The 22,008-nt window shown below is 70.9% G+C and carries 16 protein-coding genes, 2 pseudogenes and 1 riboswitch; of the genes and pseudogenes, 7 read left to right on the top strand and 11 right to left on the bottom strand.

The window, feature by feature from the left end; all coding sequences use genetic code 11:
* Positions 1 to 10: 10 nt before the first annotated feature.
* A complete protein-coding gene (locus ACLU3S_RS04410; protein ID WP_413950387.1) occupies positions 11 to 172 on the bottom strand; it encodes a hypothetical protein in 162 nt (53 codons plus the stop codon).
* Positions 173 to 402: 230 nt separating this feature from the next.
* Positions 403 to 580, top strand: a riboswitch (TPP riboswitch).
* Between ACLU3S_RS04410 and thiC the strand changes: the two genes are divergently transcribed.
* From thiC to ACLU3S_RS04395, 3 genes are all read left to right on the top strand, one after another.
* Positions 573 to 2,375 carry a phosphomethylpyrimidine synthase ThiC gene (gene thiC / locus ACLU3S_RS04405; protein WP_413950386.1) on the top strand — a complete coding sequence of 601 codons (1,803 nt, stop codon included), beginning with the start codon at positions 573 to 575 and terminating at the stop codon, positions 2,373 to 2,375. (Overlaps the previous riboswitch by 8 nt.)
* Before the next feature lie 503 nt (positions 2,376 to 2,878).
* On the top strand, positions 2,879 to 3,679 hold the full coding sequence (locus ACLU3S_RS04400; protein ID WP_413950385.1) for a DUF2637 domain-containing protein: 801 nt from the start codon (positions 2,879 to 2,881) through the stop codon (positions 3,677 to 3,679).
* 47 nt (positions 3,680 to 3,726) lie between these two features.
* On the top strand, positions 3,727 to 3,939 hold the full coding sequence (locus ACLU3S_RS04395; protein ID WP_413950384.1) for a hypothetical protein: 213 nt from the start codon (positions 3,727 to 3,729) through the stop codon (positions 3,937 to 3,939).
* 96 nt (positions 3,940 to 4,035) lie between these two features.
* On the opposite strand, the gene ACLU3S_RS04390 is transcribed toward ACLU3S_RS04395, so the two are convergent.
* The 3 genes from ACLU3S_RS04390 to ACLU3S_RS04380 all read right to left on the bottom strand — a co-directional run bounded on the left by ACLU3S_RS04390 (position 4,036) and on the right by ACLU3S_RS04380 (position 7,616).
* On the bottom strand, positions 4,036 to 4,914 hold the full coding sequence (locus tag ACLU3S_RS04390) for a hypothetical protein (protein WP_413950383.1): 879 nt from the start codon (positions 4,912 to 4,914) through the stop codon (positions 4,036 to 4,038).
* 179 nt (positions 4,915 to 5,093) lie between these two features.
* Complete coding sequence (locus ACLU3S_RS04385; protein WP_413950382.1) at positions 5,094 to 6,173, bottom strand: metallophosphoesterase; 1,080 nt, start codon at positions 6,171 to 6,173, stop codon at positions 5,094 to 5,096.
* Between the two features lie 330 nt (positions 6,174 to 6,503).
* Positions 6,504 to 7,616, bottom strand: coding sequence for a LacI family DNA-binding transcriptional regulator (locus ACLU3S_RS04380; RefSeq protein ID WP_413950381.1), 1,113 nt, complete (start codon positions 7,614 to 7,616; stop codon positions 6,504 to 6,506).
* A 419-nt stretch (positions 7,617 to 8,035) separates the two neighbouring features.
* Between ACLU3S_RS04380 and hisC the strand changes: the two genes are divergently transcribed.
* The 4 genes from hisC (at position 8,036) to cydD (ending at position 15,689) form a co-directional block, all read left to right on the top strand.
* Entirely contained in the window at positions 8,036 to 9,115 is a 1,080-nt protein-coding gene (gene hisC / locus ACLU3S_RS04375) for a histidinol-phosphate transaminase (RefSeq protein ID WP_413950380.1), read from the top strand.
* 422 nt (positions 9,116 to 9,537) lie between these two features.
* Positions 9,538 to 11,046 carry a cytochrome ubiquinol oxidase subunit I gene (locus ACLU3S_RS04370; protein WP_413950379.1) on the top strand — a complete coding sequence of 503 codons (1,509 nt, stop codon included), beginning with the start codon at positions 9,538 to 9,540 and terminating at the stop codon, positions 11,044 to 11,046.
* 15 nt (positions 11,047 to 11,061) lie between these two features.
* A complete protein-coding gene (gene cydB / locus ACLU3S_RS04365; RefSeq protein WP_413950378.1) occupies positions 11,062 to 12,081 on the top strand; it encodes a cytochrome d ubiquinol oxidase subunit II in 1,020 nt (339 codons plus the stop codon).
* A 59-nt stretch (positions 12,082 to 12,140) separates the two neighbouring features.
* Entirely contained in the window at positions 12,141 to 15,689 is a 3,549-nt protein-coding gene (cydD, locus tag ACLU3S_RS04360; RefSeq protein ID WP_413950377.1) for a thiol reductant ABC exporter subunit CydD, read from the top strand.
* A 55-nt stretch (positions 15,690 to 15,744) separates the two neighbouring features.
* Here cydD and ACLU3S_RS04355 read toward each other — a convergent pair whose 3' ends face one another.
* The 7 genes and pseudogenes from ACLU3S_RS04355 to ACLU3S_RS04325 form a co-directional block, all read right to left on the bottom strand.
* The gene (locus ACLU3S_RS04355; RefSeq protein WP_413950376.1) at positions 15,745 to 16,632 is read right to left on the bottom strand and encodes an HAD hydrolase family protein; all 888 of its coding nucleotides are present in this window, start codon (positions 16,630 to 16,632) and stop codon (positions 15,745 to 15,747) included.
* Positions 16,633 to 16,714: 82 nt separating this feature from the next.
* The gene (locus ACLU3S_RS04350; protein WP_413950375.1) at positions 16,715 to 17,617 is read right to left on the bottom strand and encodes an LLM class flavin-dependent oxidoreductase; all 903 of its coding nucleotides are present in this window, start codon (positions 17,615 to 17,617) and stop codon (positions 16,715 to 16,717) included.
* Positions 17,618 to 17,659: 42 nt separating this feature from the next.
* Entirely contained in the window at positions 17,660 to 18,130 is a 471-nt protein-coding gene (locus tag ACLU3S_RS04345) for a hypothetical protein (protein WP_413950374.1), read from the bottom strand.
* 21 nt (positions 18,131 to 18,151) lie between these two features.
* Complete coding sequence (locus tag ACLU3S_RS04340; protein ID WP_413950373.1) at positions 18,152 to 18,700, bottom strand: RNA 2'-phosphotransferase; 549 nt, start codon at positions 18,698 to 18,700, stop codon at positions 18,152 to 18,154.
* Between the two features lie 122 nt (positions 18,701 to 18,822).
* Positions 18,823 to 19,578: pseudogene (locus ACLU3S_RS04335) on the bottom strand (MerR family DNA-binding transcriptional regulator).
* A gap of 216 nt (positions 19,579 to 19,794) precedes the next feature.
* Complete coding sequence (locus ACLU3S_RS04330; RefSeq protein WP_413950372.1) at positions 19,795 to 21,549, bottom strand: SDR family oxidoreductase; 1,755 nt, start codon at positions 21,547 to 21,549, stop codon at positions 19,795 to 19,797.
* Positions 21,546 to 21,869: pseudogene (locus ACLU3S_RS04325) on the bottom strand (Xaa-Pro aminopeptidase); the annotation flags it as partial. The gene ACLU3S_RS04330 and the pseudogene ACLU3S_RS04325, both read right to left, overlap by 4 nt.
* Positions 21,870 to 22,008 lie beyond the last annotated feature (139 nt).

Raw genomic sequence — 22,008 nt, 5'->3', positions numbered from 1 at the left:
GGCCCCGGCCTCACCGCTTCCGGCGTCGCCCCGGCCGCCGCGTGCCGGCGGGGACTGTGCACCGGCCGGCGCCGGCGCGTCCGGGCCGGTCGGCCGCCACCACCAGCGCGGCGAGCGCGGTCGTGACCGCGACCGAGGCGACCAGGCCGAAGGAGCCGGCCAGCGTGCGCACGATCTCGCGTCGTGGTCGGCCGGGACCGCCTGAGGGTGTCCCCGGGGCTGGCCGGGGACGGCCGCACGGCCGTCGTGGGCGCGTATCCGCCCTCCTGTCCCGAGCCGTCTCGGCGGCGAGGCTCGGGCGGTTGATACGGGTACTGCTCCATCCCGGGCACGCTCGATCCTGGCAAGAAGGGCGGAGGCCCACTGTTCACCGCGCTGTATATGACGCTAGCGTGGGAGCACCTTTGCACACGCGGGAGCTCGGAGCACCGGGCTGAGAGGGCGCTGACCTCCGTACATGTGATGTTTCACGTGGAACACGGGATGTTCCGCGGGAAGCGTCGGCAGACGGAAACCGCTGCGTCGACCGCCGAACCTGTTACCGGGTAATGCCGGCGTAGGGAGTAGGTCTCATGACCAACAAGGACGCACGCACACCTGCCTCCGTTCAGGACGACACGTCGCGGGAGGCCGGGAAGTCCATCGGCTGGCACAAGGCGTACGTCGAGGGCTCACGCCCCGACGTGCGTGTGCCGGTCCGTCAGGTGCACCTCACCAACGGGCAGTCGGTCACGCTGTACGACACGTCGGGCCCGTACACCGATCCACTCGTCGACACCGACGTCCGCAGGGGCCTGCCGCCGCTGCGGGAGAACTGGGTCATCGCCCGCGGCGACACCGAGGAGTACGCGGGCCGTCCCGTCCGTCCCGAGGACGACGGCATCAAGCACACCTCGCCGCGCGGGGGACTGCGCAACCTCGACGCGGTCTTCCCGGGACGCCCGCGCCAGCCGCGGCGGGGCCGGGGCGGCCAGGCCGTCACGCAGCTCGCGTACGCGCGCCGGGGCGAGATCACTCCCGAGATGGAGTTCGTGGCCATCCGGGAGAACGTTTCCCCCGAGGTGGTCCGCGAGGAGATCGCGGCGGGTCGGGCGGTGCTGCCCGCCAACGTCAACCACCCGGAGATCGAGCCGATGATCATCGGCAAGCGGTTCCTGGTGAAGGTCAACGCCAACATCGGCAATTCCGCGGTGACGTCCTCCATCGAGGAGGAGGTCGAGAAGATGACCTGGGCGACCCGCTGGGGCGCCGACACGGTCATGGACCTGTCCACCGGCCGCAACATCCACACCACCCGCGAGTGGGTGCTGCGCAACTCCCCCGTCCCCATCGGCACCGTGCCGCTCTACCAGGCCCTGGAGAAGGTCGACGGCAAGGCCGAGGAACTGACGTGGGAGATCTACAAGGACACCGTCATCGAGCAGGCCGAGCAGGGCGTGGACTACATGACGGTCCACGCGGGCGTGCGCCTGCCGTTCGTCCCGCTCACGGCGAACCGCAAGACCGGCATCGTCTCGCGTGGCGGCTCGATCATGGCCGCGTGGTGCCTGGCGCACCACAAGGAGTCGTTCCTGTACGAGAACTTCGAGGAGCTGTGCGAGATCCTCGCCGCCTACGACGTCACGTACTCGCTGGGCGACGGTCTGCGCCCCGGCTCGATCGCGGACGCCAACGACGAGGCGCAGTTCGCGGAGTTGCGGACGCTCGGGGAACTCAACCGGATCGCCAGGCGTTTCCACGTACAGACGATGATCGAGGGCCCCGGTCACGTCCCGATGCACAAGATCAAGGAGAACATCGACCTTCAGCAGGAGATCTGCGATGAGGCTCCGTTCTATACGCTCGGCCCGCTGACCACGGATGTCGCGCCGGCGTACGACCACATCACCTCCGGCATCGGCGCCGCGATGATCGCCTGGTGGGGCACGGCGATGCTCTGCTACGTCACGCCCAAGGAGCACCTGGGCCTGCCCAACCGGGACGACGTCAAGACCGGCGTCATCACCTACAAGATCGCTGCTCATGCGGCCGACCTCGCCAAGGGGCACCCGGGCGCACAGGAGTGGGACGACGCCCTGTCCGACGCCCGCTTCGAGTTCCGGTGGGAGGACCAGTTCAACCTCGCTCTGGACCCGGACACGGCACGGGAGTTCCACGACGAGACCCTGCCGGCCGAGCCCGCCAAGACGGCCCACTTCTGCTCCATGTGCGGACCGAAGTTCTGCAGTATGAAGATCAGCCACAGCATCACGGAGCGGTTCGGTGGTGACGCGGCTGAGGGAGCGTCGGCGGAGGAGATCGCCGAGGGGATGCTCCAGAAGTCGAGGGAGTTCGCCGAGGCGGGCAACCGGGTCTACCTGCCGATCGCGGACTGAGGCGCACCAGGGGCGGTCTCGCGCTGCCGAACAGCCCGAGGCTGGTCGGTGCGCGGACCGCCTCGTCCTCGGCCGCGGCAGGGGTCGCGCATTTCGCCCATTCCTCATACGTGCTGCATGTAGGCCCGACCGATTCCTGAACAAGGTGTTTGTCCGGCTAATCCTTCACTCGTTCGCCGCACATCCATAACTGCACCACAGCGTTAGTTGCAACGTGATGAAGGCAACGAAGGGGCAGGCAGCCGAATCCATTCCGGAGCGGTCCTCCGCCACGGCTGGACGACCCGTGCGTCTGGGTTCCTATACGTACTTGCCTGCGTCCGTCAGAGCGGATGCCGCCAAGGGGGTTCTCATGAAGGGGGGCCTCCCGGTCACGCTCGAGGCGACCGAGGACATCCTTCATGAATTCATGTACGTGATGAGTTCCCTCGAGAGGGACGTTTCGCAACGTTGGGAGGCGTGGACTTCCGACTCCGCGTTTCACCGGCGAAATGACATCCGTCATGCAGTATGAGCAAACGGGCTATTACCCGGATTTCCCCGCCGAGCGGGCCGAAGGTTCCTGGGACGGCGAGGGGTGGCAGCACTCTTCGGGCGAGGACTCCGGCCCTCTGATCCCGCCGGAATCGGGCTGGGACCCGGCGGAAGAGCTGGCCTACATGCTTCGGGACGCCATCGAGCAGCAACCGAGGATCCCGGCCGCACGTCACGAGGATCACCTCGTCGGCCCGAAACCGAAGACGCACCGTGAAGCCCTGGTGGAACTCACGGGGGAGCTGCCTCCGGTAAAGACCCCGTCCCGAAGGCATCGCAAGGTCCGGGCGTGGCAGCGGCCGAACGGAATTCGCATCGCGAGCTACTCCATTGCGGCACTGGCGACGGTCATCGCATCTGCGGTGAGCATTTTCGGCGGCCTGGTCGCCTATGATCCGCTCCGGTTCGTGGCAGCGACCCGGACGCAGAGCAGCGTGGTCTCCTGGTGGCCTCTTCTGGTGTTCGGCCCGTGGCTGGTGGCGGCACTGTCCATTGTCAGATCGGCGTTGCACCGGCGTCGGGCCCTCCATTCCTGGTGTGTGCTCCTGGTGTTTTCCGCTTTTGCCATGGCGCTGTGCATCGCGGAGGCACCGAAGAACATCATCGACACCGCGGCTGCCGCACTGCCGAGTTTCGCCTCTCTGGCCTGCTTCCAGCAGGTGGTGCGCCACATCACCCTGACCAGGCCGCCCCGACGGACGCTGGCGCGCCACCGGTTGCACACCCCCGAGGTGGCGGGCGGCGAAGCGGCGGACGGGCGACTTCCCTAGGGACGCTGCGCCGTCGACACGCCTCACCCTTGAGGGAGAACACACGAATGAACGGCCTTGCCACGTCGGTGAACCTGCACCTTCCCGACGTCGCCCAGCTTCTGCCCCGCCAGCAGATGGCCATGGACTGTGCCATCTGCGCCCGTCCGCTGGGGACGAGCGGCCGGTTGCTGGGTGAGGTGCGGCACCGGGGTCTGCTGTTCCAGATCTGGGTGTGCTTACCCGGTTGCCAGACTCGGCGGTCCGAACTCGACGACTGAGATCGGCGCGCTGAACTCACCGTTCCAGCGGGCTCGTGGCGACGGCCGGTGGGACGGTGGTCCGGCGGCATGGGGTGGTCCCGGCGCCGGCCGGGGTCACTCGGGGCGGTGTTCCGGGCCGCCGAAGTCCGGGCCGCCGAAGTCCGGGCTGGTGTAGTCGGGGCTGGTGAAGCTGGGGCGGCCGGAGGCGGCGCCGTCATCGGGACTGCTGAAGCCGGGACGGTCGTAGCCCAGGCGGGGCATGCGGCCCGTGGGGGCGGATGGGGCCGTGCGGGGCAGCGCGGCCGGGTCCGGCTCGGCGAGGGCCTCCCGCAGGAACGGCAGGATGCCGCGCTCCAGCAGTGCCTCCCGCCAGGCCTCTCTGGCCCTGGCCAGTTCCTCGGTGGCCGCCTCGCGCGCCCGGGCCTCGGGTGAGGCGCTGTTGCGCAGGGCGGTGAGCAGCAGTCCGGCGGCGGCGACGAGGACAGTGGCCGCGGTCGCGCCGCCGAACACCCAGCCGGCGGTGAGCATGGTCTGGGCGAAGGCCTGCCCGGGGGTGAGCGCCTTCAGGATGTAGCCGACGAGCAGGAAGATCGCCGCCGCGGTGCCGGAGAGGACGGGGGCGAGTACGGCGACGACCGCGACGGCGCCCGCACCGGTGTTCTCGGGGGCCCCGCCGAGTGCGGCGGTGAGATCGGCCGCGCCCCTACCGGAGGCCGTGGAGTCGGCGTCGTCCGCGGTCGACGGGGTGGACGGCGCCGGGTGGCGCAGGTCGTCGCGGACCTTCACGTAGTGCTGGTACTCGGCCGCCGCGGCCGCCGTGATGAGAGCGGTGGCGTTGAGCGCCATGGTGCGCAGTTGTTCGGGATTGAGCCGTCGGCCGACGGCGGTCGTCTCGGTTCGGTGTGGTGCGGAGCGCAGCGCCTCATCGAGGAGCCGCTCGAATTCCTGGCGGTCCTCGTTCAGCAGGTGCTGCGGAACGCTGTTCATGTGCATCCCCCGATGCTCCGTAGGGCTTGGGGCTCGCACGCCGGCGAGCCGTCGGGCAGAAACGGAGGGGAGCCTGCTACGGATAAGCCGATGGTAGAGCCGGGACGGCACGCGGTGACAGGGGAATGCCGGAAATTGCGTCCTGGCCCGCGGTACGCCGCCTGGGCCGGATGTGCACCGAACGGTCAGTTCTCCAGGGGGAGTTGCCGGACCAGCAGCTTTCCGGCCATGGTCACTCCGCCGTCCATGGCGATGGCGAGCCCGTCGGCGTAGACGTGCGGCCCCTCCACGACCGGACCCGTGCCCTCCTCGCCGTCCTCGGAGCCGACCTCGCCCAGCAGGTAGGGAATGGGGCTGTGGCCGTGAACGATGCGCGTGCCGCCGTACGTATCGAGGAGGGAGCGCACGGCGTCGGCACCGCCCTCGTCGCGGAAGGAGAAACGCTTCGTGAACTTGCGGAACAGGTCCCAGACCTCGTCGGCGTCGTTGCGCGTCAGGGTCTCGCGGACGGTGTCGTTGACCGCCTCGATCGAGTCGCCGTAGTCGAGGTAGGCGGTGGTGTCGGAGTGGACGAGCAGATAGCCGTCGACCTCCTCGACGGCGTCCAGGCGGGCCATCCACTGCAGATGGTGGTCCTGGAGGCGGTCCATGTCGGTCTTCTGGCCGCCGTTGAGCAGCCAGGCCGCCTGGAAGGTGGCGGTGCCCGCGCCGGAGTTGACGGGGGTGTCGCCGAACCGCTTGGCGCCGAGCAGCAGCAGCTCGTGGTTGCCCATGAGGGCCTTGCAGTAGCCGCCTGCCGCGGCCGCCTCGGCGGACAGCCGCATCACCAGGTCGATGACGCCGATGCCGTCCGGGCCGCGGTCGGTGAAGTCGCCGAGGAACCACAGCCGGGTGGTGCCGGCGCACCACTGGCCCGAGGCGTCGATCAGGCCCTGCTCCTGAAGGGCGGTCAGCAGTTCTTCGAGGTACCCGTGGACGTCGCCGACGACGTAGAGCGGACCGGGACCGGTCGCGGGCTGCGGAGCCGGGGCGGCGGGGGCGGGTTCGGCGGAGGCCGGGAGGGCGTCGCCGCGGTTGACGACGGGCAGGTCGCGCCGGGTGGGCGTGTACCCCTCGGGGTACGCCTCCTCGACGGGCGGGGCGGTGTCCTCGGTGTGGACGTGCTGGACGTAGGGACCGGTCTCGTGGACGTACGCCGGTACCCGGAAGTCGCGCAGCGTCGCCGTCCGCTCCACCTCGGGTCCCTGACCGGCCCCCTGAGTCATCAGACCCCTCCACCATCGCGCCGCATCTGCACCGCTTCGGACTGCCTGGTCGCAGCGGTCCGCGGTGTCGTGGGCCCATCATAGGAATGCGCGTCGCGCCATGTGATGACCCAGGGGTGGTGAATCGGAACAAGACGCCAGTTCACCGCGGCTTTCGCCCCGTTTGGGCCGGTGTTCGGCCAGCGGCCGGGGGACCGTCGGCCCTGTGTCGCCCGTACGGCGCCTCGGCCGGCCGGTCCGAGCGAGGCGCCGATTCCGGCGCGGGAGCCGGCCGGGCGGGGCGGCCGGCCCGTGCGCCGTGGGACACCGGCGTGCTCCCCCGCTGCCCGGCTACTTGTCGTCCGGCGACCGCGGCGGGCTGACCGTCGTGCGCGGGGACCGTCGCTGCGACGAGGTCCGCACGATCAGTTCGGTCGGTATCACCTGCTCCACCGGCTGCTCCGACTCGACGCCCTCGATGGCGTCGATGAGCAGCTGGACCACGGCGGTGCCGATGCGGCGCGGCTTCAGGGAGAGCGTGGTGATGGGCGGCTCGGTGCTGGCGTACACGGTGGACTCGCTGCAGCACACCAGCAGCAGGTCGTCGGGGACGCGCAGTCCGTAGCGGCGGGCGGCGGCGAGCAGATCGGTGCCGTTGGGGTCGAACAAGCCGTAGACGGCGTCGGGCCGGTCGGGGCGGGCGAGGAGCCGGTCGGCGGCGACGGCGCCCGCGCACGGGTCGTGCGCGGGATAGGCCTCGTAGACCGGGTCCTGGCCGACCCGTTCGCACCAGCGCAGGTAGGCGGTGGTCGACAGATGGGTGTACGTGTCCGTCGTCGTGCCCGTGAGCAGGCCGATGCGGCGGGCGCCGGCGTCGGCGAGGTGGTCGAGGATGCCGAGGACGGCGGCCTCGTGGTCGTTGTCGACCCAGGCGGTGACCGGGAGCGAGCCGGCCGGGCGCCCGTCGGAGACCACCGGCAGGCCCTGCCGGACCAGTTCGCTGACCACCGGGTCCTGGTCGGAGGGGTCGATGACGACGGTGCCGTCCAGGGCGACGTTGGACCAGACGTCGTGGCGGGAGGTCGCGGGCAGGATCACCAGGGCGTAGCCGCGTGCGAGCGCGGCCGAGGTGGCGGCCCGCGCCATCTCGGCGAAGTACGCGAACTCGGTGAAGGTGAAAGGTTCATCCCCGTACGTCGTCACGGTCAGGCCGATGAGGCCGGACTTGCCGGTACGGAGGGTGCGGGCGGCGGCCGAGGGGCGGTATCCCAGCCGGTCGGCGACCTCGCGGACGTGGCGCCGGGTGGCGTCCGGGAGCCGGCCCTTGCCGTTGAGGGCGTCGGAGACGGTCGTGATGGAGACCCCGGCGGCGGCGGCCACGTCTCTGATACCCGCTCGGCCCGGCCGACTGCCTCGACGTGAGGTTTCCGCGCGGCTCACCTGGTGCTTCCCTGCTGCTGTCATGGCGAGCCGATAGTAGGGCTCATACGGTGGGGTAGTGCGGACGCATATGCACGCGTTGACAGGCACGTTTCTGCATGGTCGATGGGGCCCAACTGCCTACGAATGCAAGGCTGTTGAACGTTCCCATGGAGAGACGTGGCGTGGTGGTGCACATGGGCCTATTGAGGGCCCGATGTTTCGAAGAGGTCTCAACTCACCTTCACGGGGGATGCGCGCCACGGCGTGAGCTACCGGCGCGTAGATATATGTACGGCGCGCCCCCCGAAACATACGCCTTCCTGTCGTGATGCCCCTGATGCCGGTGTGGCCGATGAGGTTTGCCTTCGGCCAGTACTCAGTGATGCCGAATCCTCATAAGGTGAGGAGTATTGGAAGCCGGCGGCGTCGACGGTCCGCCGGTGGTCGCGAGGAGGACTGCGGTGAGCGAGACGAGCCCCAAGCTGCGCGCCGAGCTGGAGGGTATCCCCACCTACAAGCCGGGCAAGCCGGCCGCGGCCGGCGGGCCGGTCGCCTACAAGCTCTCCTCCAACGAGAACCCCTATCCGCCGCTGCCCGGCGTGATGGAGAGCGTCACGGCCGCCGCCGCCTCCTTCAACCGGTACCCGGACATGGCGTGCAGTGGGCTGATGGAGGAGCTGTCGGAGCGCTTCGGCGTCCCGGTGTCCCACCTGGCCACCGGAACCGGTTCCGTGGGTGTCGCCCAGCAGCTGATCCAGGCCACCAGCGGCCCCGGCGACGAGGTGATGTACGCCTGGCGGTCCTTCGAGGCGTACCCGATCATCACGCAGATCAGCGGCGCCCGGTCGGTGCAGGTGCCGCTCACGCCCGGTGACGTGCACGACCTGGACGCGATGGCGGACGCGATCACCGACCGGACGCGCCTGGTCTTCGTCTGCAACCCGAACAACCCGACCGGCACGGTGGTGCGGCGAGCCGAGCTGGAGCGCTTCCTCGACCGGGTGCCCCACGATGTGCTGGTGGTGCTGGACGAGGCCTACCGGGAGTTCATCCGCGACCCGCAGGTGCCCGACGGCATCGAGCTGTATCGCACGCGCCCCAACGTGTGCGTCCTGCGGACGTTCTCCAAGGCGTACGGCCTCGCGGGGCTGCGCGTGGGGTTCGCGGTCGCCCACGAGCCGGTGGCCGCGGCGCTGCGCAAGACGGCGGTGCCGTTCGGGGTGAGCCAGCTCGCGCAGGACGCGGCGATCGCCTCGCTGCGGGCCGAGGACGAGCTGCTGGGCCGGGTCGGCTCGCTGGTGTGCGAGCGCAACCGCGTGGTCGGCGCGCTGCGCGCCCAGGGCTGGACGGTGCCGGAGACGCAGGCCAACTTCGTGTGGCTGCGGCTCGGGGAGCGGACGCTCGCGTTCGCGAAGGCCTGTGAGGAGCACGGTGTGGTGGTCCGGCCGTTCCCGGGCGAGGGTGTGCGGGTCACGGTGGGCGAGAACGAGGCGAACGACATCCTCCTCAAGGTGGCGGAGGCGTTCCGCAAGGAGCAGTGACCCTCGACACGCAAGGCGGCACGGTCCCCCGAACCCTGTTTCGGGGGACCGTGCCGTCGTTCCGTGAGATCGCGTGGGGTCGCAGGGGAGGGCGAGAGCGTCGCCGTCCGTCCTGAACGTCATCGTGCCCGGCTCCCACGGCCTGGCGGGTGTCCGTTTCACGTGGAACCGGGACACCTGAGCCGAAAGACGTCTCTGCGCCCGATGTGTGCGGCGCGCAAGACAACAAAATGTTGAAGTTGCCGCCGAGGGTTGACGCGACGCCCGCAGAGCCACCCCCGCCCGACAGCCCGAAAACCAGTGCGTCATAATAGCTTGTGAATGTGAACGCGTTCACAAGCGCGTCCCTGTTTGTCCCCGTATATGCGGGATGGACGGGGCGAATCGCCGCTGTACCACGGCGTAGTTAGGAGAGTGACGACGTGGATCTGGCTCTGGCGCCGGAGACGCTGGCGCGCTGGCAGTTCGGCATCACGACCGTCTACCACTTCCTGTTCGTTCCGCTGACGATCTCACTGGCCGCGCTCACGGCCGGGCTGCAGACGGCCTGGGTGCGCACGGAGAAGGAGAAGTACCTCAGAGCGACGAAGTTCTGGGGCAAGCTCTTCCTGATCAACATCGCGATGGGCGTGGTCACCGGCATCGTGCAGGAGTTCCAGTTCGGCATGAACTGGTCGGACTACTCGCGCTTCGTCGGCGACATCTTCGGCGCCCCGCTCGCCTTCGAGGCGCTGATCGCGTTCTTCTTCGAGTCCACGTTCATCGGCCTGTGGATCTTCGGCTGGGACAAGCTGCCCAAGAAGATCCACCTGGCGTGCATCTGGATGGTCTCGATCGGCACGATCCTGTCGGCCTACTTCATCCTCGCGGCCAACTCCTGGATGCAGCACCCGGTCGGCTACAAGATCGACAAGGCGAGGGGGCGTGCCGAGCTGACCGACTTCTGGGCCGTGCTGACCCAGAACACCGCGCTCAGCCAGGCCTTCCACACACTGTCCGCGGCCTTCCTGACCGGTGGGGCCTTCATGGTGGGCGTCGCCGCCTACCACCTGGCCCGCAGGAAGCACGTCCGCGAGATGAAGACCTCGCTGCGGCTCGGCCTGATCACCGTCGTCATCGCCGGCCTGCTCACCGCGGTCAGCGGTGACACGCTCGGCAAGGTCATGTACAAGCAGCAGCCGATGAAGATGGCGGCGGCCGAGGCGCTGTGGGACGGCCAGAAGCCGGCACCGTTCTCGATCTTCGCCTACGGCGACGTGGAGAAGGGCCACAACACCGTGGCCATCGAGATCCCGGGCCTGCTGTCCTTCCTCGCCGACGACAACTTCACCTCGTACGTCCCCGGCATCAACGACGTGAACAAGGCCGAGCAGCAGAAGTTCGGCCCGGGCGACTACCGGCCGAACATCCCCGTCGCCTTCTGGGGGTTCCGCTGGATGATCGGCTTCGGCATGACGTCCTTCACCATCGGCCTGGCCGGACTCTGGCTGACGCGCAGGAAGTTCCTGCTGCCGCAGCATCTGCGGGTGGGCGAGGACGAGGTGCCGCACCTCGTGCTGTTCCGGAACAAGGCCCTCAGCCCGAGGCTGGCGCCCTGGTACTGGCGCATCGCGACCTGGACCCTGGCCTTCCCGCTGGTCGCCAACTCGTGGGGCTGGATCTTCACCGAGACGGGCCGCCAGCCGTGGGCCGTCTACGGCATCCTGCAGACCCGGCACGCGGTCTCCCCCGGCGTCTCCCAGGGCGAGGTCCTCACCTCGATGATCGTTCTCACCTCGCTGTACGCGATCCTCGCCGCGGTCGAGATCAAGCTGCTCGCGAAGTACGTCAAGGCCGGCCCGCCCGAGCTGACCGAGGCCGACCTCCATCCGCCCACGAAGATCGGCGGCGACACCCGTGACGCCGACAAGCCGATGGCCTTCTCGTACTAGGCCGAGGGAACAGTCATGGAACTTCACGACGTCTGGTTCGTCCTGATCGCCGTCCTGTGGACCGGCTACTTCTTCCTGGAGGGTTTCGACTTCGGGGTCGGCATCCTCACCAAGCTGCTGGCCAGGAACCGGCCCGAGCGCCGGGTTCTCATCAATACCATCGGACCCGTCTGGGACGGCAACGAGGTGTGGCTGCTCACGGCGGGCGGCGCGACCTTCGCCGCGTTCCCGGAGTGGTACGCCACGCTCTTCTCCGGCTTCTACCTGCCGCTGCTCCTCATATTGGTCTGCCTGATCATCCGCGGTGTCGCCTTCGAGTACCGGGCGAAGCGACCCGAGGAGACCTGGCAGCGTACCTGGGAGACGGCGATCTTCTGGACCTCTCTGCTTCCGGCCTTCCTGTGGGGCGTGGCCTTCGGGAACATCGTGCGGGGCGTGAAGATCGACCAGCACTTCGACTATGTCGGCAGCGTCTGGGACCTGCTCAACCCCTATGCCGTGCTCGGCGGTCTGGTGACGCTCACGCTGTTCACCTTCCACGGGGCGGTGTTCACCGCTCTCAAGACCGTCGGCGACATCCGGGTGCGGGCGCGGAAGCTGGCGCTGTGGGTCGGACTCGTCACCGCCGTGCTGGCGGTCGGCTTCCTGCTGTGGACGCAGGCCGACAGCGGTGACGGCAAGAGCCTGGTCGCGCTGATCGTCGCGGTCGTCGCCCTGGTGGCGGCTCTGGCCGCGAACCAGGCAGGGCGCGAGGGATGGTCCTTCGCCCTGTCCGGCCTCACCATCGTGGCCGCCGTGGCGATGCTCTTCCTGTCGCTCTTCCCGAACGTCATGCCGTCCACCCTCAACGGGGACTGGAGCCTGACGGTCACCAACGCCTCGTCGAGCCCGTACACCCTGAAGATCATGACGTGGCTGGCGGCCATCGCCACGCCCCTGGTGCTGCTCTACCAGGGTTGGACCTACTGGGTCTTCCGCAAGCGAATCGGCACACAGCACATCGCTCCCGAGGCTCGCGCCGAAGCCGCACACTGAGTCCGCCGAGGGTGCGTTTCACGTGAAACGCACCCTCTGGACCGAAGGGCATGTTTCACGTGAAACCAATCGATCCACGCCTGCTGCGGTACGCCCGCGCCACCCGCTTCTTCCTCGCCGCGGTCGTCGCCCTGGGAGTCATCGGTGCCGGGTTGGTCATCGCCCAGGCGATGCTCATCGCCGACGTGGTCGTCGGAGCCTTTCAGCACGGGCAGTCGGCCGCCGAACTGCGCACTCCCCTGCTGCTGTTGGTCGCCGTCGCCGTGGGTCGAGCGGTCGTGGCGTGGCTCACCGAACGTGCCGCCCACCGCGCGAGTGCGGCGGTCAAGTCGGAGCTGCGGGGACGCCTTCTGGACCGGGCGGCAACGCTCGGCCCCGGGTGGCTGAGCGGACAGCGGACCGGCTCCCTGGTCACCCTGGCCACGCGCGGGGTGGACGCCCTTGACGACTACTTCTCCCGCTACCTGCCGCAGTTGGGGCTCGCGGTGGCGGTGCCGGTGGCGGTGCTGGCGCGGATCGTCACCGAGGACTGGGTGTCGGCGGCGATCATCGTCGGCACGCTGCCCCTCATCCCGCTCTTCATGATGCTGATCGGCTGGGCCACCCAGTCCCGGATGGACCGTCAGTGGCGGTTGCTGTCCCGGCTGTCCGGTCACTTCCTTGACGTGGTCGCGGGCCTGCCCACGCTCAAGGTGTTCGGCCGGGCCAAGGCACAGGCCGAGTCCATCCGCCGGATCACCGGCGAGTACCGCCAGGCCACCATGCGGACCCTGCGGATCGCCTTTCTCTCCTCCTTCGCGCTGGAGTTGCTCGCGACACTCTCGGTCGCGCTGGTCGCCGTGACGATCGGCATGCGGCTCGTCCACGGCGACATGGACCTGTACACCGGCCTGCTCATCCTGGTGCTCGCGCCCGATGCCTATCTGCCCCTGCGCCAGGTGGGTGCGCAGTACCACGCGGCGGCGGAAGGGCTGGCCGCGGCGGAGGAGATCTTCACCGTGCTGGAGACGCCGGTACCGGCGTCCGGTACCGGCGCGGTGCCGGCGGGCGCACTGGCCTTCGAGGAGATCACCGTCCGCTACCCGGGACGCTCCGCGAGTGCCGTGGCCGACGTGTCCTTCACCGTCGAGCCCGGCGAGACCGTCGCGCTGGTCGGCCCGAGCGGTGCGGGGAAGTCGACGCTGTTGAACGTGCTGCTCGGCTTCGTGCGTCCCGCGGAGGGCCGGGTACGGATCGGGGGAGCCGATCTCGCCGGCCTCGACCTGGAGGAGTGGCGGTCGCGGATCGCCTGGGTGCCGCAGCGACCGCACCTGTACGCCGGAACGGTCGCGGAGAACGTGCGGCTGGCCCGGCCCGGCGCGGACGACGCCGCCGTACGCGGGGCGCTGCGGGACGCGGGTGCGCTGGAGTTCGTGGACGCGTTGCCCAAGGGGGCGGACACGGTGCTCGGGGAGGACGGGGCCGGGCTGTCGGCGGGGCAGCGGCAGCGGCTCGCGCTGGCCCGGGCGTTTCTCGCGGACCGGCCCGTGCTGTTGCTGGACGAGCCGACCGCCGCGCTGGACGGGGAGACCGAGGCCGAGGTCGTGGCGGCGGTACGGCGGCTGGCGGTGGGCCGTACGGTCCTGCTCGTCGTGCACCGGCCGGCGCTGCTGGAGGTCGCCGACCGGGTGGTGCGGCTGGACGAGCGGATGGTGCCGCGTGGGCGCACCGGGGCTTCCGAGGAGCTCTGGCGGTCGGACCACGGGGGGCCGGCAAGTGGCCTCCCGGCAGAGGGAAACGCACGGCCGGAAGGCGGTCCGGAAAGGCCCGGGCTCGGCCGGCCGGCCAGCGGCGGCGCAAAGGAGCGTGCGGACCGTCCCCAGCGCGTCCTCGCCCGGGTCAGGGGGCTCGCCGGACCCCGCCGCGGCCGGATTCTTCTGGCGCTGCTGCTCGGCAGTCTGGCGCTCGCCAGTGCCGTCGGGCTGATGGCCACTTCGGGCTGGCTGATCTCGCGGGCCTCCCAGCAGCCCCCGGTGCTGTATCTGATGGTGGCCGTGACGGCGACACGGGCGTTCGGGATCGGACGGGCCGTCTTCCGCTACGCCGAGCGTCTGGTCTCGCACGACGCCGTGCTGCGCATGCTGGCCGACACCCGGGTCGCGGTCTACCGGCGCCTGGAGCGTCTGGCACCCGCGGGCCTGCGGACCGCCCGCCGCGGCGATCTGCTCACCCGGCTGGTCGCGGACGTGGACGCGCTCCAGGACTACTGGCTGCGCTGGCTGCTGCCCGCGTCGGTCGCCCTGGTCGTCTCCGCCGCGACCGTCGGCTTCACGGCCTGGCTGCTGCCCGAGGCGGGAGCCGCCCTGGCGGTGGGTCTGCTGGCGGCCGGCGTCGGCGTGCCCCTGGTGACCGCGGCCGCGGCCCGGCACACCGAACGACGGCTCGCGCCGGCCCGAGGCGTCCTCGCGACCCGTGTGACCGACCTGCTGACCGGCACCGCCGAACTGACCGTCGCGGGCGCGCTGCCCGCCCGTACGGACGCGACCCGGCGGGCGGACGGCGCCCTCACACGGATCGCCTCGCGCGCCGCCGCCGTCACCGCGCTCGGCGACGGGCTCACCGCGCTGATCTCCGGCCTGACCGTCGCCGCCATGGCGCTGTTCGGCGCCCAGGCGGTGGCGGCGGACCGGCTCGACGGCGTGGCGATGGCCGTGGTCGTCCTCACCCCGCTGGCCGCGTTCGAGGCCGTGCTCGGGCTGCCGCTCGCCGTCCGCTACCGGCAGCGGGTGCGGCGCAGCGCCGAGCGCGTCCACGAGGTCCTGGACGCGCCGGAGCCGGTGCACGAGCCCGAGCGGCCGCGGCAGGCGCCCGCGACGCCCTTCCCGGTGGTCCTCAAGGGCCTGGCCGCACGGTACGAGGGCCAGCGGCGCGAAGCGCTGGCCGGGCTGGATCTCACGCTCGAGGAGGGGCGCCGCATCGCCGTGGTCGGGGCCTCCGGCTCCGGCAAGACGACCCTCGCCCAGGTGCTGCTGCGGTTCCTCGATCCGCAGTCCGGTTCCTACACGCTCGCCGGGGTGGACGCGTACGCGCTGCCCGGTGACGACGTACGGCGGCTCGTCGGACTGTGCGCGCAGGACGCGCACCTCTTCGACAGTTCGGTGCGCGAGAACCTGCTGCTGGCCAGGAAGGGCGCCACCGAGACGGAACTGCGCAGGGCGCTGGCCCGGGCCCGGCTGCTGGACTGGGTGGACGGGCTGCCCGACGGCCTGGACACGCTCGTCGGCGAGCACGGCGCGCGGCTGTCCGGTGGCCAGCGGCAGCGACTGGCGCTGGCCCGCGCGCTGCTGGCCGACTTCCCCGTCCTGGTGCTCGACGAGCCCGCCGAACACCTCGACCTGCCGACGGCCGACGCGCTCACCGCCGATCTGCTGGCCGCCACCGAGGGCCGTACGACGCTGCTGATCACCCACCGGCTCGCCGGCCTGGCCGATGTGGACGAGGTGATCGTGCTCGATGAGGGCCGGGTGGTGCAGCGGGGTACCCATGCGGAACTGACCGCGGTGGAGGGGCCGCTCAGGACGATGATGCGGCGGGAGGCGAAGGCGGAGTCGGCCGCGGCGGCTCGGTGAAACGGCGCGGGGCGCTCCGGACCGCGAACTCGCCCGGGACGCTCCGGACCGTCGACTAGAGGTACTGCACGAGCAGTTGCTCGATCACGACCGCCACGCCGTCCTCGTTGTTGGCGACCGTACGGCCCGACGCGGCGGCGATGGCGTCCGGGTGGGCGTTGCCCATCGCGTAGGACCGGCCGGCCCAGGTGAGCATCTCGACGTCGTTCGGCATGTCGCCGAACGCCACGACCTCCTCGTGGGAGATGCCGCGCTCGGCGCAGCACAGGGCGAGGGTGCTGGCCTTGGAGACGTCGGGGCCGCTGATCTCCAGCAGGGCGCTGGGGCTGGAACGGGTGACGGTGGCGCGCTCGCCGATCGCGAGCCGGGCGAGGGTGAGAAAGGCGTCGGGGTCGAGGGCGGGGTGGTGGGCGAGGATCTTGAGCACGGGCTGGTCGGCGTCCGGGCCGTCGGGCGCGAGCAACTTCTCGGCGGGCAGCAGGTTGTCCGGGGTCTCCATGTGAAGCTTGGGATAGTCCGGCTCCTGGTGGAAGCCGTACGTCTGCTCGACCGCGAACATCGTGCCGGGCGCGGCCTCACGCAACAGCCGCACGGCGTCCAGGGCGTTCTCCCGGGCCAACTCCCGCACCTTCACGAACCGGTGGGCACCGGCCCCGCCGTGCAGGTCGACGACGGCGGCGCCGTTGCCGCAGATGGCCAGTCCGTGGCCGTGCACGTGGTCACTGACGACGTCCATCCAGCGGGCCGGGCGGCCCGTGACGAAGAAGACCTCGATGCCCGCGTCCTCGGCGGCGGCCAGTGCGGCGACGGTCCGCGCGGAGACCGACTTGTCGTCGCGCAGCAGGGTGCCGTCGAGGTCGGTGGCGATGAGCCGTGGGCGTATCGCGGCAGCAGGGGTCCCGGGCTGTCTGGTCGCTGAGGTCACCCGGTCATTCTCGCGCATATGCCAGCACGACCGTGCGTGACTGCGCACATATGAGACACAGATGACGCTCAGCGAGAGACAACCGGGTCCGCAACGAGCCTCAGTCCAGCTGTGCGGGGGCTTCCAGGGCGATCCGTTCGAAGACCTTCCCGTCCGCGGCGAAGTCGGAGTCCGGGATGGGCCAGTGGACGACGATCTCGGTGAAGCCCAGGTCCCGGTGGCGGCCCGCGAAGTCCACGAACGCGTCCAGGGACTCCAGCGGCCGGGCGCGGTCCGGGGTGAAGCCGGTGAGCAGGATCCTGTCCAGATCCGACACGTCCCGCCCGATGGCCGCGCATGCCTCGGACAGCTTGCCGAGCTGTCCGCGCAGGGCCTCCACGGACTGCTCCGGGGTGCCGTTCTCGTACAGCTTGGGGTCGCCGGTGGTCACCCAGGCCTGGCCGTGGCGGGCGGCGAGCTTCAGGCCGCGGGGGCCGGTGGCCGCGACCGCGAACGGCAGCCGGGGGCGCTGCACGCAGCCCGGGATGTTCCGCGCCTCGTGGGCCGAGTAGAACCGGCCCTCGTGGGTCACCGCGTCCTCCGTGAGCAGCCGGTCGAGCAGGGGCACGAACTCGGCGAACCGGTCGGCGCGCTCGCGCGGGCTCCAGGGCTCCTGGCCCAGGACGGTCGCGTCGAAGCCGGTGCCGCCGGCGCCGATGCCGAGGGTGAGCCGGCCGCCGGAGACGTCGTCGAGGGAGATCAGCTCCTTGGCCAGGGTCACCGGGTGCCGGAAGTTCGGCGAGGTGACCAGCGTGCCCAGGCGGAGCCGGTCGGTGGCGGCCGCGGCGGCGGTCAGCGTCGGGACGGCGCCGAACCAGGGGCCGTCGCGAAAGCTGCGCCAGGAGAGGTGGTCGTAGGTGTACGCGGTGTGGAAGCCGAGCTGCTCGGCCCGCACCCACGCCGAACGGCCGCCCTCGCTCCAGCGGCGGTACGGCAGGATCACGGTACTCAGACGCAGACTCATGCGTCCGAGACTAAGCGGTGCCGCTGACAGGGGACGAAACGGTCACCGTATGCGGCTGCTCAGCCACGGACCGAGCAGGAGCAGGGGGATGTGCTCCTTGTGCGCGCGGTCGCCGGGCAGCGGGACGACCAGGCGGTGGCCGGGCGGGAAGCGGCGGGTCGTGACATGGGCGAGGCCGCCGAAGACGGAGCGGAGGAAGGCGGGGACGTCGTCGCGCGGGATGTCGGGGCACTCGACGCCCTCCACGGTGATCAGCGCGTCGTCCTCCGGGTAGAGCCGCACGCTCACCCGGGGCACGCCGCCGAACTCGACGTGGGCCTCGTGCGGCAAGGAGCCGTCGGGGTCCAGGGTGACGCCGATGCCCGCGGCGCTCCGGCGCGACGTCTGGTCGGCGCCGATGTCGTGGGTCACCTCCATCTCGCGCGCGTAGTGGGCGGCGAGGGCGCGCAGGGCCGCGACGGCCGCCTCGGTGGTCGGCAGGTGTTCCGGCGAGGAATCCATGCCGCCGATCATGACGGCCCGCCCGCCGACGGGTCAGCCGGGGTCCGCAAACCGCAGGTAGCGGGGCGGTACGCCGTCGGTCAGCCAGACGCCGTTGGCGCTGACGTGGAACACGTGGCCGTCGCGGTGCATCGCGCCCGCGTCGACGGCGAGGACGACGGGGCGGCCGCGGCGGGCGCCGACGCGGGTGGCGGTCTCCCGGTCCGCGGACAGGTGCACCGCATGCCTGCTCATGGGCCTGAGACCCGTCTCGCGGATCGAGTCCAGGGCGCCGGCGACGGTGCCGTGGTACAGATACGGCGGCGGGGTGGCCGGGGGCAGGCCGAGGTCGACGTCGATGCTGTGGCCCTGGCTGGCGCGGATTCTGGTGCCCTCGACCGCGAAGCGGCGCTTGTCGTTGGTGGCCACCACGTGGTCCAGTTCCTCGCGCGTGAACCGGAACCCGTGCTCGGCGGCCGCGGCGATCAGAGTGTCGATCTCCACCCAGCCGGCCGGGTCCAGGGTGAGGCCGATGCGTTCCGGCTGGTGGCGGAGGTGTTTCGAGAGGTATCTCGACACCTTCACGGTGCGTCTTTCGTCCATGTGTCCAGCGTGCGGGAGAGACGCGGATCACGCAGGCGATTTTCGCGGCACAGGTTTGATCCACAAGCAAGTGGGGTTGTCCACAGGGAAGTTGACGTGTCTGTGGACAACTGGCAGGCGTTTCATGGTGATTCGGGAACCTCATTGCTACGTACGGCGGATGACGCGAGTCCGTCCAAGATCCTCGCGTTCAGCTCGCGTTCGGCCGCATGTGCGATGAATGAGGAGACGTGCCGGTCGCCAACCAGCCTTTCCACTGCGGAGATCGTGGCCGTGGTCAGGGGGAAGAGGCGCGTGCCGGAGCGGGGTTCGGCGGGCTTCCTGGCGCCGAGGTGCGCGCAGATGGCGGGTGGCGAACGCGCGCATGGCGCGCCCGAGTTCGGTGTCCACCGCCTGCTGGGCGAGGGGGCGCAGGCGGCGCACGAGCGCGGCCGCCCCCGCCGCGTGTGCGTCCGTGCGTGTTCCGGGTCGTCCAGGCAACGCGCGAAGACGTGCTCGGTGGTGAACTCCGGGAAACGTGCGGCGATGTGCTCCACCTGCGCCCTCAACTCCCGCAGATGGCCCGCTACGGCGCTCAGGGGAACGCCCGCCGCGTGCAACTCGGCTGCTACCGCGAGCTCTTGAGGGCTGGGTACGAGGAACGTGTCGGGGTCGCCGTCGACCGGTTCCAGTACGCCCAGTTCGACCGCCTCGGCCACGGTGTCTTCGCCGGGCGCGCAGCCGAAGCGGGCGTCGGAGTAGAGGTTGGCGCGGCCCTGGCGCTCGGGGCGGGGGAGGAGCCCGCGGTCCTGGTAGGCGCGGATGGTTCTGACGGTGGTGCGGGTGCGGTGGGCCAGGTCTTCTATGCGGTAGGCGTTCTCGGCCGGGAGGTCGGTCATGCACGGGGTCCTTGGCCGGTGGCCGGGATCGGTGTGGTGGGGCCGGCCCCGGCTCTCGGTCGCTCGGGTCGGGGGGGTGCCCATGGCCGCGGCCCGCGGTTACGGCGCCGCGCCGGTGCCGCCGCTGCCACTGCCGGGTGGGCGCCGGCCCCGGTCACGCGCGCCCCTGGCGACGCCGTGAGCCGGGCGCCCGCATCCGCTGTCCAACTCCCCCGTTCACAGCCTCGGTTCGACCCGGGCGATTCTGCGCAGCGCGCCCGGCAGGAAGCGGGACAGGAGGTGGGCGCCTCGGGCCTCCGGGGTCACGGGTACGACGGCCTTGTTGTGGGCCACCGCGTCCAGAACGGCCGAGGCCACCTTCCCCGGTGGGTAGTTGCGCAGGCCGTACAGGCGGGCCGCGCTCTTCTGGCGGCGGCGTTCCTCGGCCGCGTCGACGCCGGCGAAGCGGGCCGTGGAGGTGATGGCGGTGTTGACGAAGCCGGGGCAGATCGCCGTGACGCCGATGGACTGCGAGGCCAGTTCGGCGCGCAGGCACTCGGAGAGCATCAGAACCGCCGCCTTGGAGGTGCTGTAGGCCGGCAGGGCCCGGGAGGGCTGGTACGCCGCCGCCGACGCGATGTTGACGATGTGGCCCCCCTGCCCGCGCTCGGCCATGCGCGCCCCGAAGAGCCTGCAGCCGTGGATGACACCCCAGAGGTTCACGTCCAGGATCCTGCGCCAGTCGTCGGTGCTCGTGGCGAAGAACGAGCCCGACAGCCCGATGCCCGCGTTGTTGACCAGCACGTCCAGCACGCCGTACGCGCGGTGGATCCTTTCGGCGAGCTTCTCCATGGCGTGCTCGTCGGCGACGTCGGCGGTCTCGGCCCAGGCCTCGGGCGCGCCGATCAGCCGCGACCGCTCGGCCGTGCGGGCGGCGGCCTCGGCGTCGCGGTCGACGGCGACCACGCGCGCCCCGGCCTCCGCGAACGCGAACGCCGTCGCCCGGCCGATGCCGCTGCCCGCGCCCGTGACCAGCACCAGCCGGCCGCCGAAGCGGTCGGCATGGCGGCCGGTGGCCGTCGGCTGCGGCCGCCCGCCCTCGACGGCCGTGATGAAGTCCCCGATCCAGGCCGCGACCTGGTCGGGTCGGCTGCGCGGGATCCAGTGCTTGGCGGGCAGGATGCGGCGGGTCAGCCGGGGCACCCACTGGTCGAGGTCGTCGTAGAGGCGCTCGGAGAGGAACGCGTCCCGCAGCGGCGTGATGAGCTGCACGGGCGCGTGCGCGTACGCGTCCGGACGCGGCCTGCGCAGCCGGGCGCGGACGTTGTCCCGGTACAGCCAGGCGCCGTGTGCCGCGTCGGAGGGGAGGGAGGCGGTCGGATAGCCGCCGCCGGGGACCTTCTCGGCCCGCTCCAGCATCTTCGGCCAGCGCTTGCCGAGCGGTCCGCGCCAGGCCAGCTCCGGCAGGACGGGCGTGTGCAGCAGGTAGACGTACCAGGACTTGGCGCCCTGGCCGAGGAGCTGGCCGACCCGGCGGGGCGTCGGACGCTTCACGCGCGCGTTGATCCAGTGCCCGAAGTGGTCCAGCGATGGCCCGGACATGGAGGTGAAGGAGGCGATACGGCCCTTGGTGCGGCCGACCGTGACGAACTCCCACGACTGCACCGAGCCCCAGTCGTGCCCGACCAGGTGCACCGGGCGGTCCGGGCTGACCGCGTCCACCACGGCCAGGAAGTCGTCCGTGAGCTTGGCCAGCGTGAAGCCGCCGCGCAGCGGCCGGGGCGCCGTGGAGCGGCCGTGGCCCCGGACGTCGTACAGGACCACGTGGAAGCGGTCCGCCAGCCGGGCGGCGACCTCCGACCAGACCTCCTTGCTGTCCGGGTAGCCGTGCACCAGGACCACCGTCGGCCGGCCCGGATCGCCCAGTTCGGCCACGCACAGTTCGATCCCGCCGGTCCGCACCCGGCGTTCGCGTGCACCTTCGATCGTCACTTCTCCTCCGCCCGGCGCCGCACGTGCGGCAGGTCGTCGTCCAGCCAGAAGGCGCTCTCCTCGGGGTCCTTCGAGTCCGTGACCACCAGGATCTCCCCGGACTTCGCGCCCGTCCCCCGGAAGCCCAGGTGCGGTTCCACCGCCCACGGGCCCGGCTGCGGGGGGTGGTCCGAGAAGCGGTACGGCGACCACAGGGGCGACCGGCCCTCGCGGTGGCCGTGCAACGCGTCGGCGGCCAGGCCCTTCAGGGACCGCGTGCCGAACCCGGACAGGCGGGGGGAGAAGCGGCGCGGCCTCACCCGGTCCACCTCGCGGCTCACTGCCGTCGTCATGCCGCCCCGTTCCGTCCTCGTCGGCTGCGGTACGTGTCCGTAACGTGACACCGGTGAATGTGACAGTTGTCAGAGGAAGCGTCAATAGGCGGGCCGCGGTTGTGGACACCGGCCGGTGGCCCTCCGT

The sequence above is a fragment of the Streptomyces sp. AF1A genome (assembly GCF_047340315.1).
Taxonomy (GTDB): Bacteria; Actinomycetota; Actinomycetes; order Streptomycetales; family Streptomycetaceae; genus Streptomyces.
Note: the sequence above shows the minus strand (reverse complement) of the source record. Positions and strands in the feature narration are given on the sequence as shown.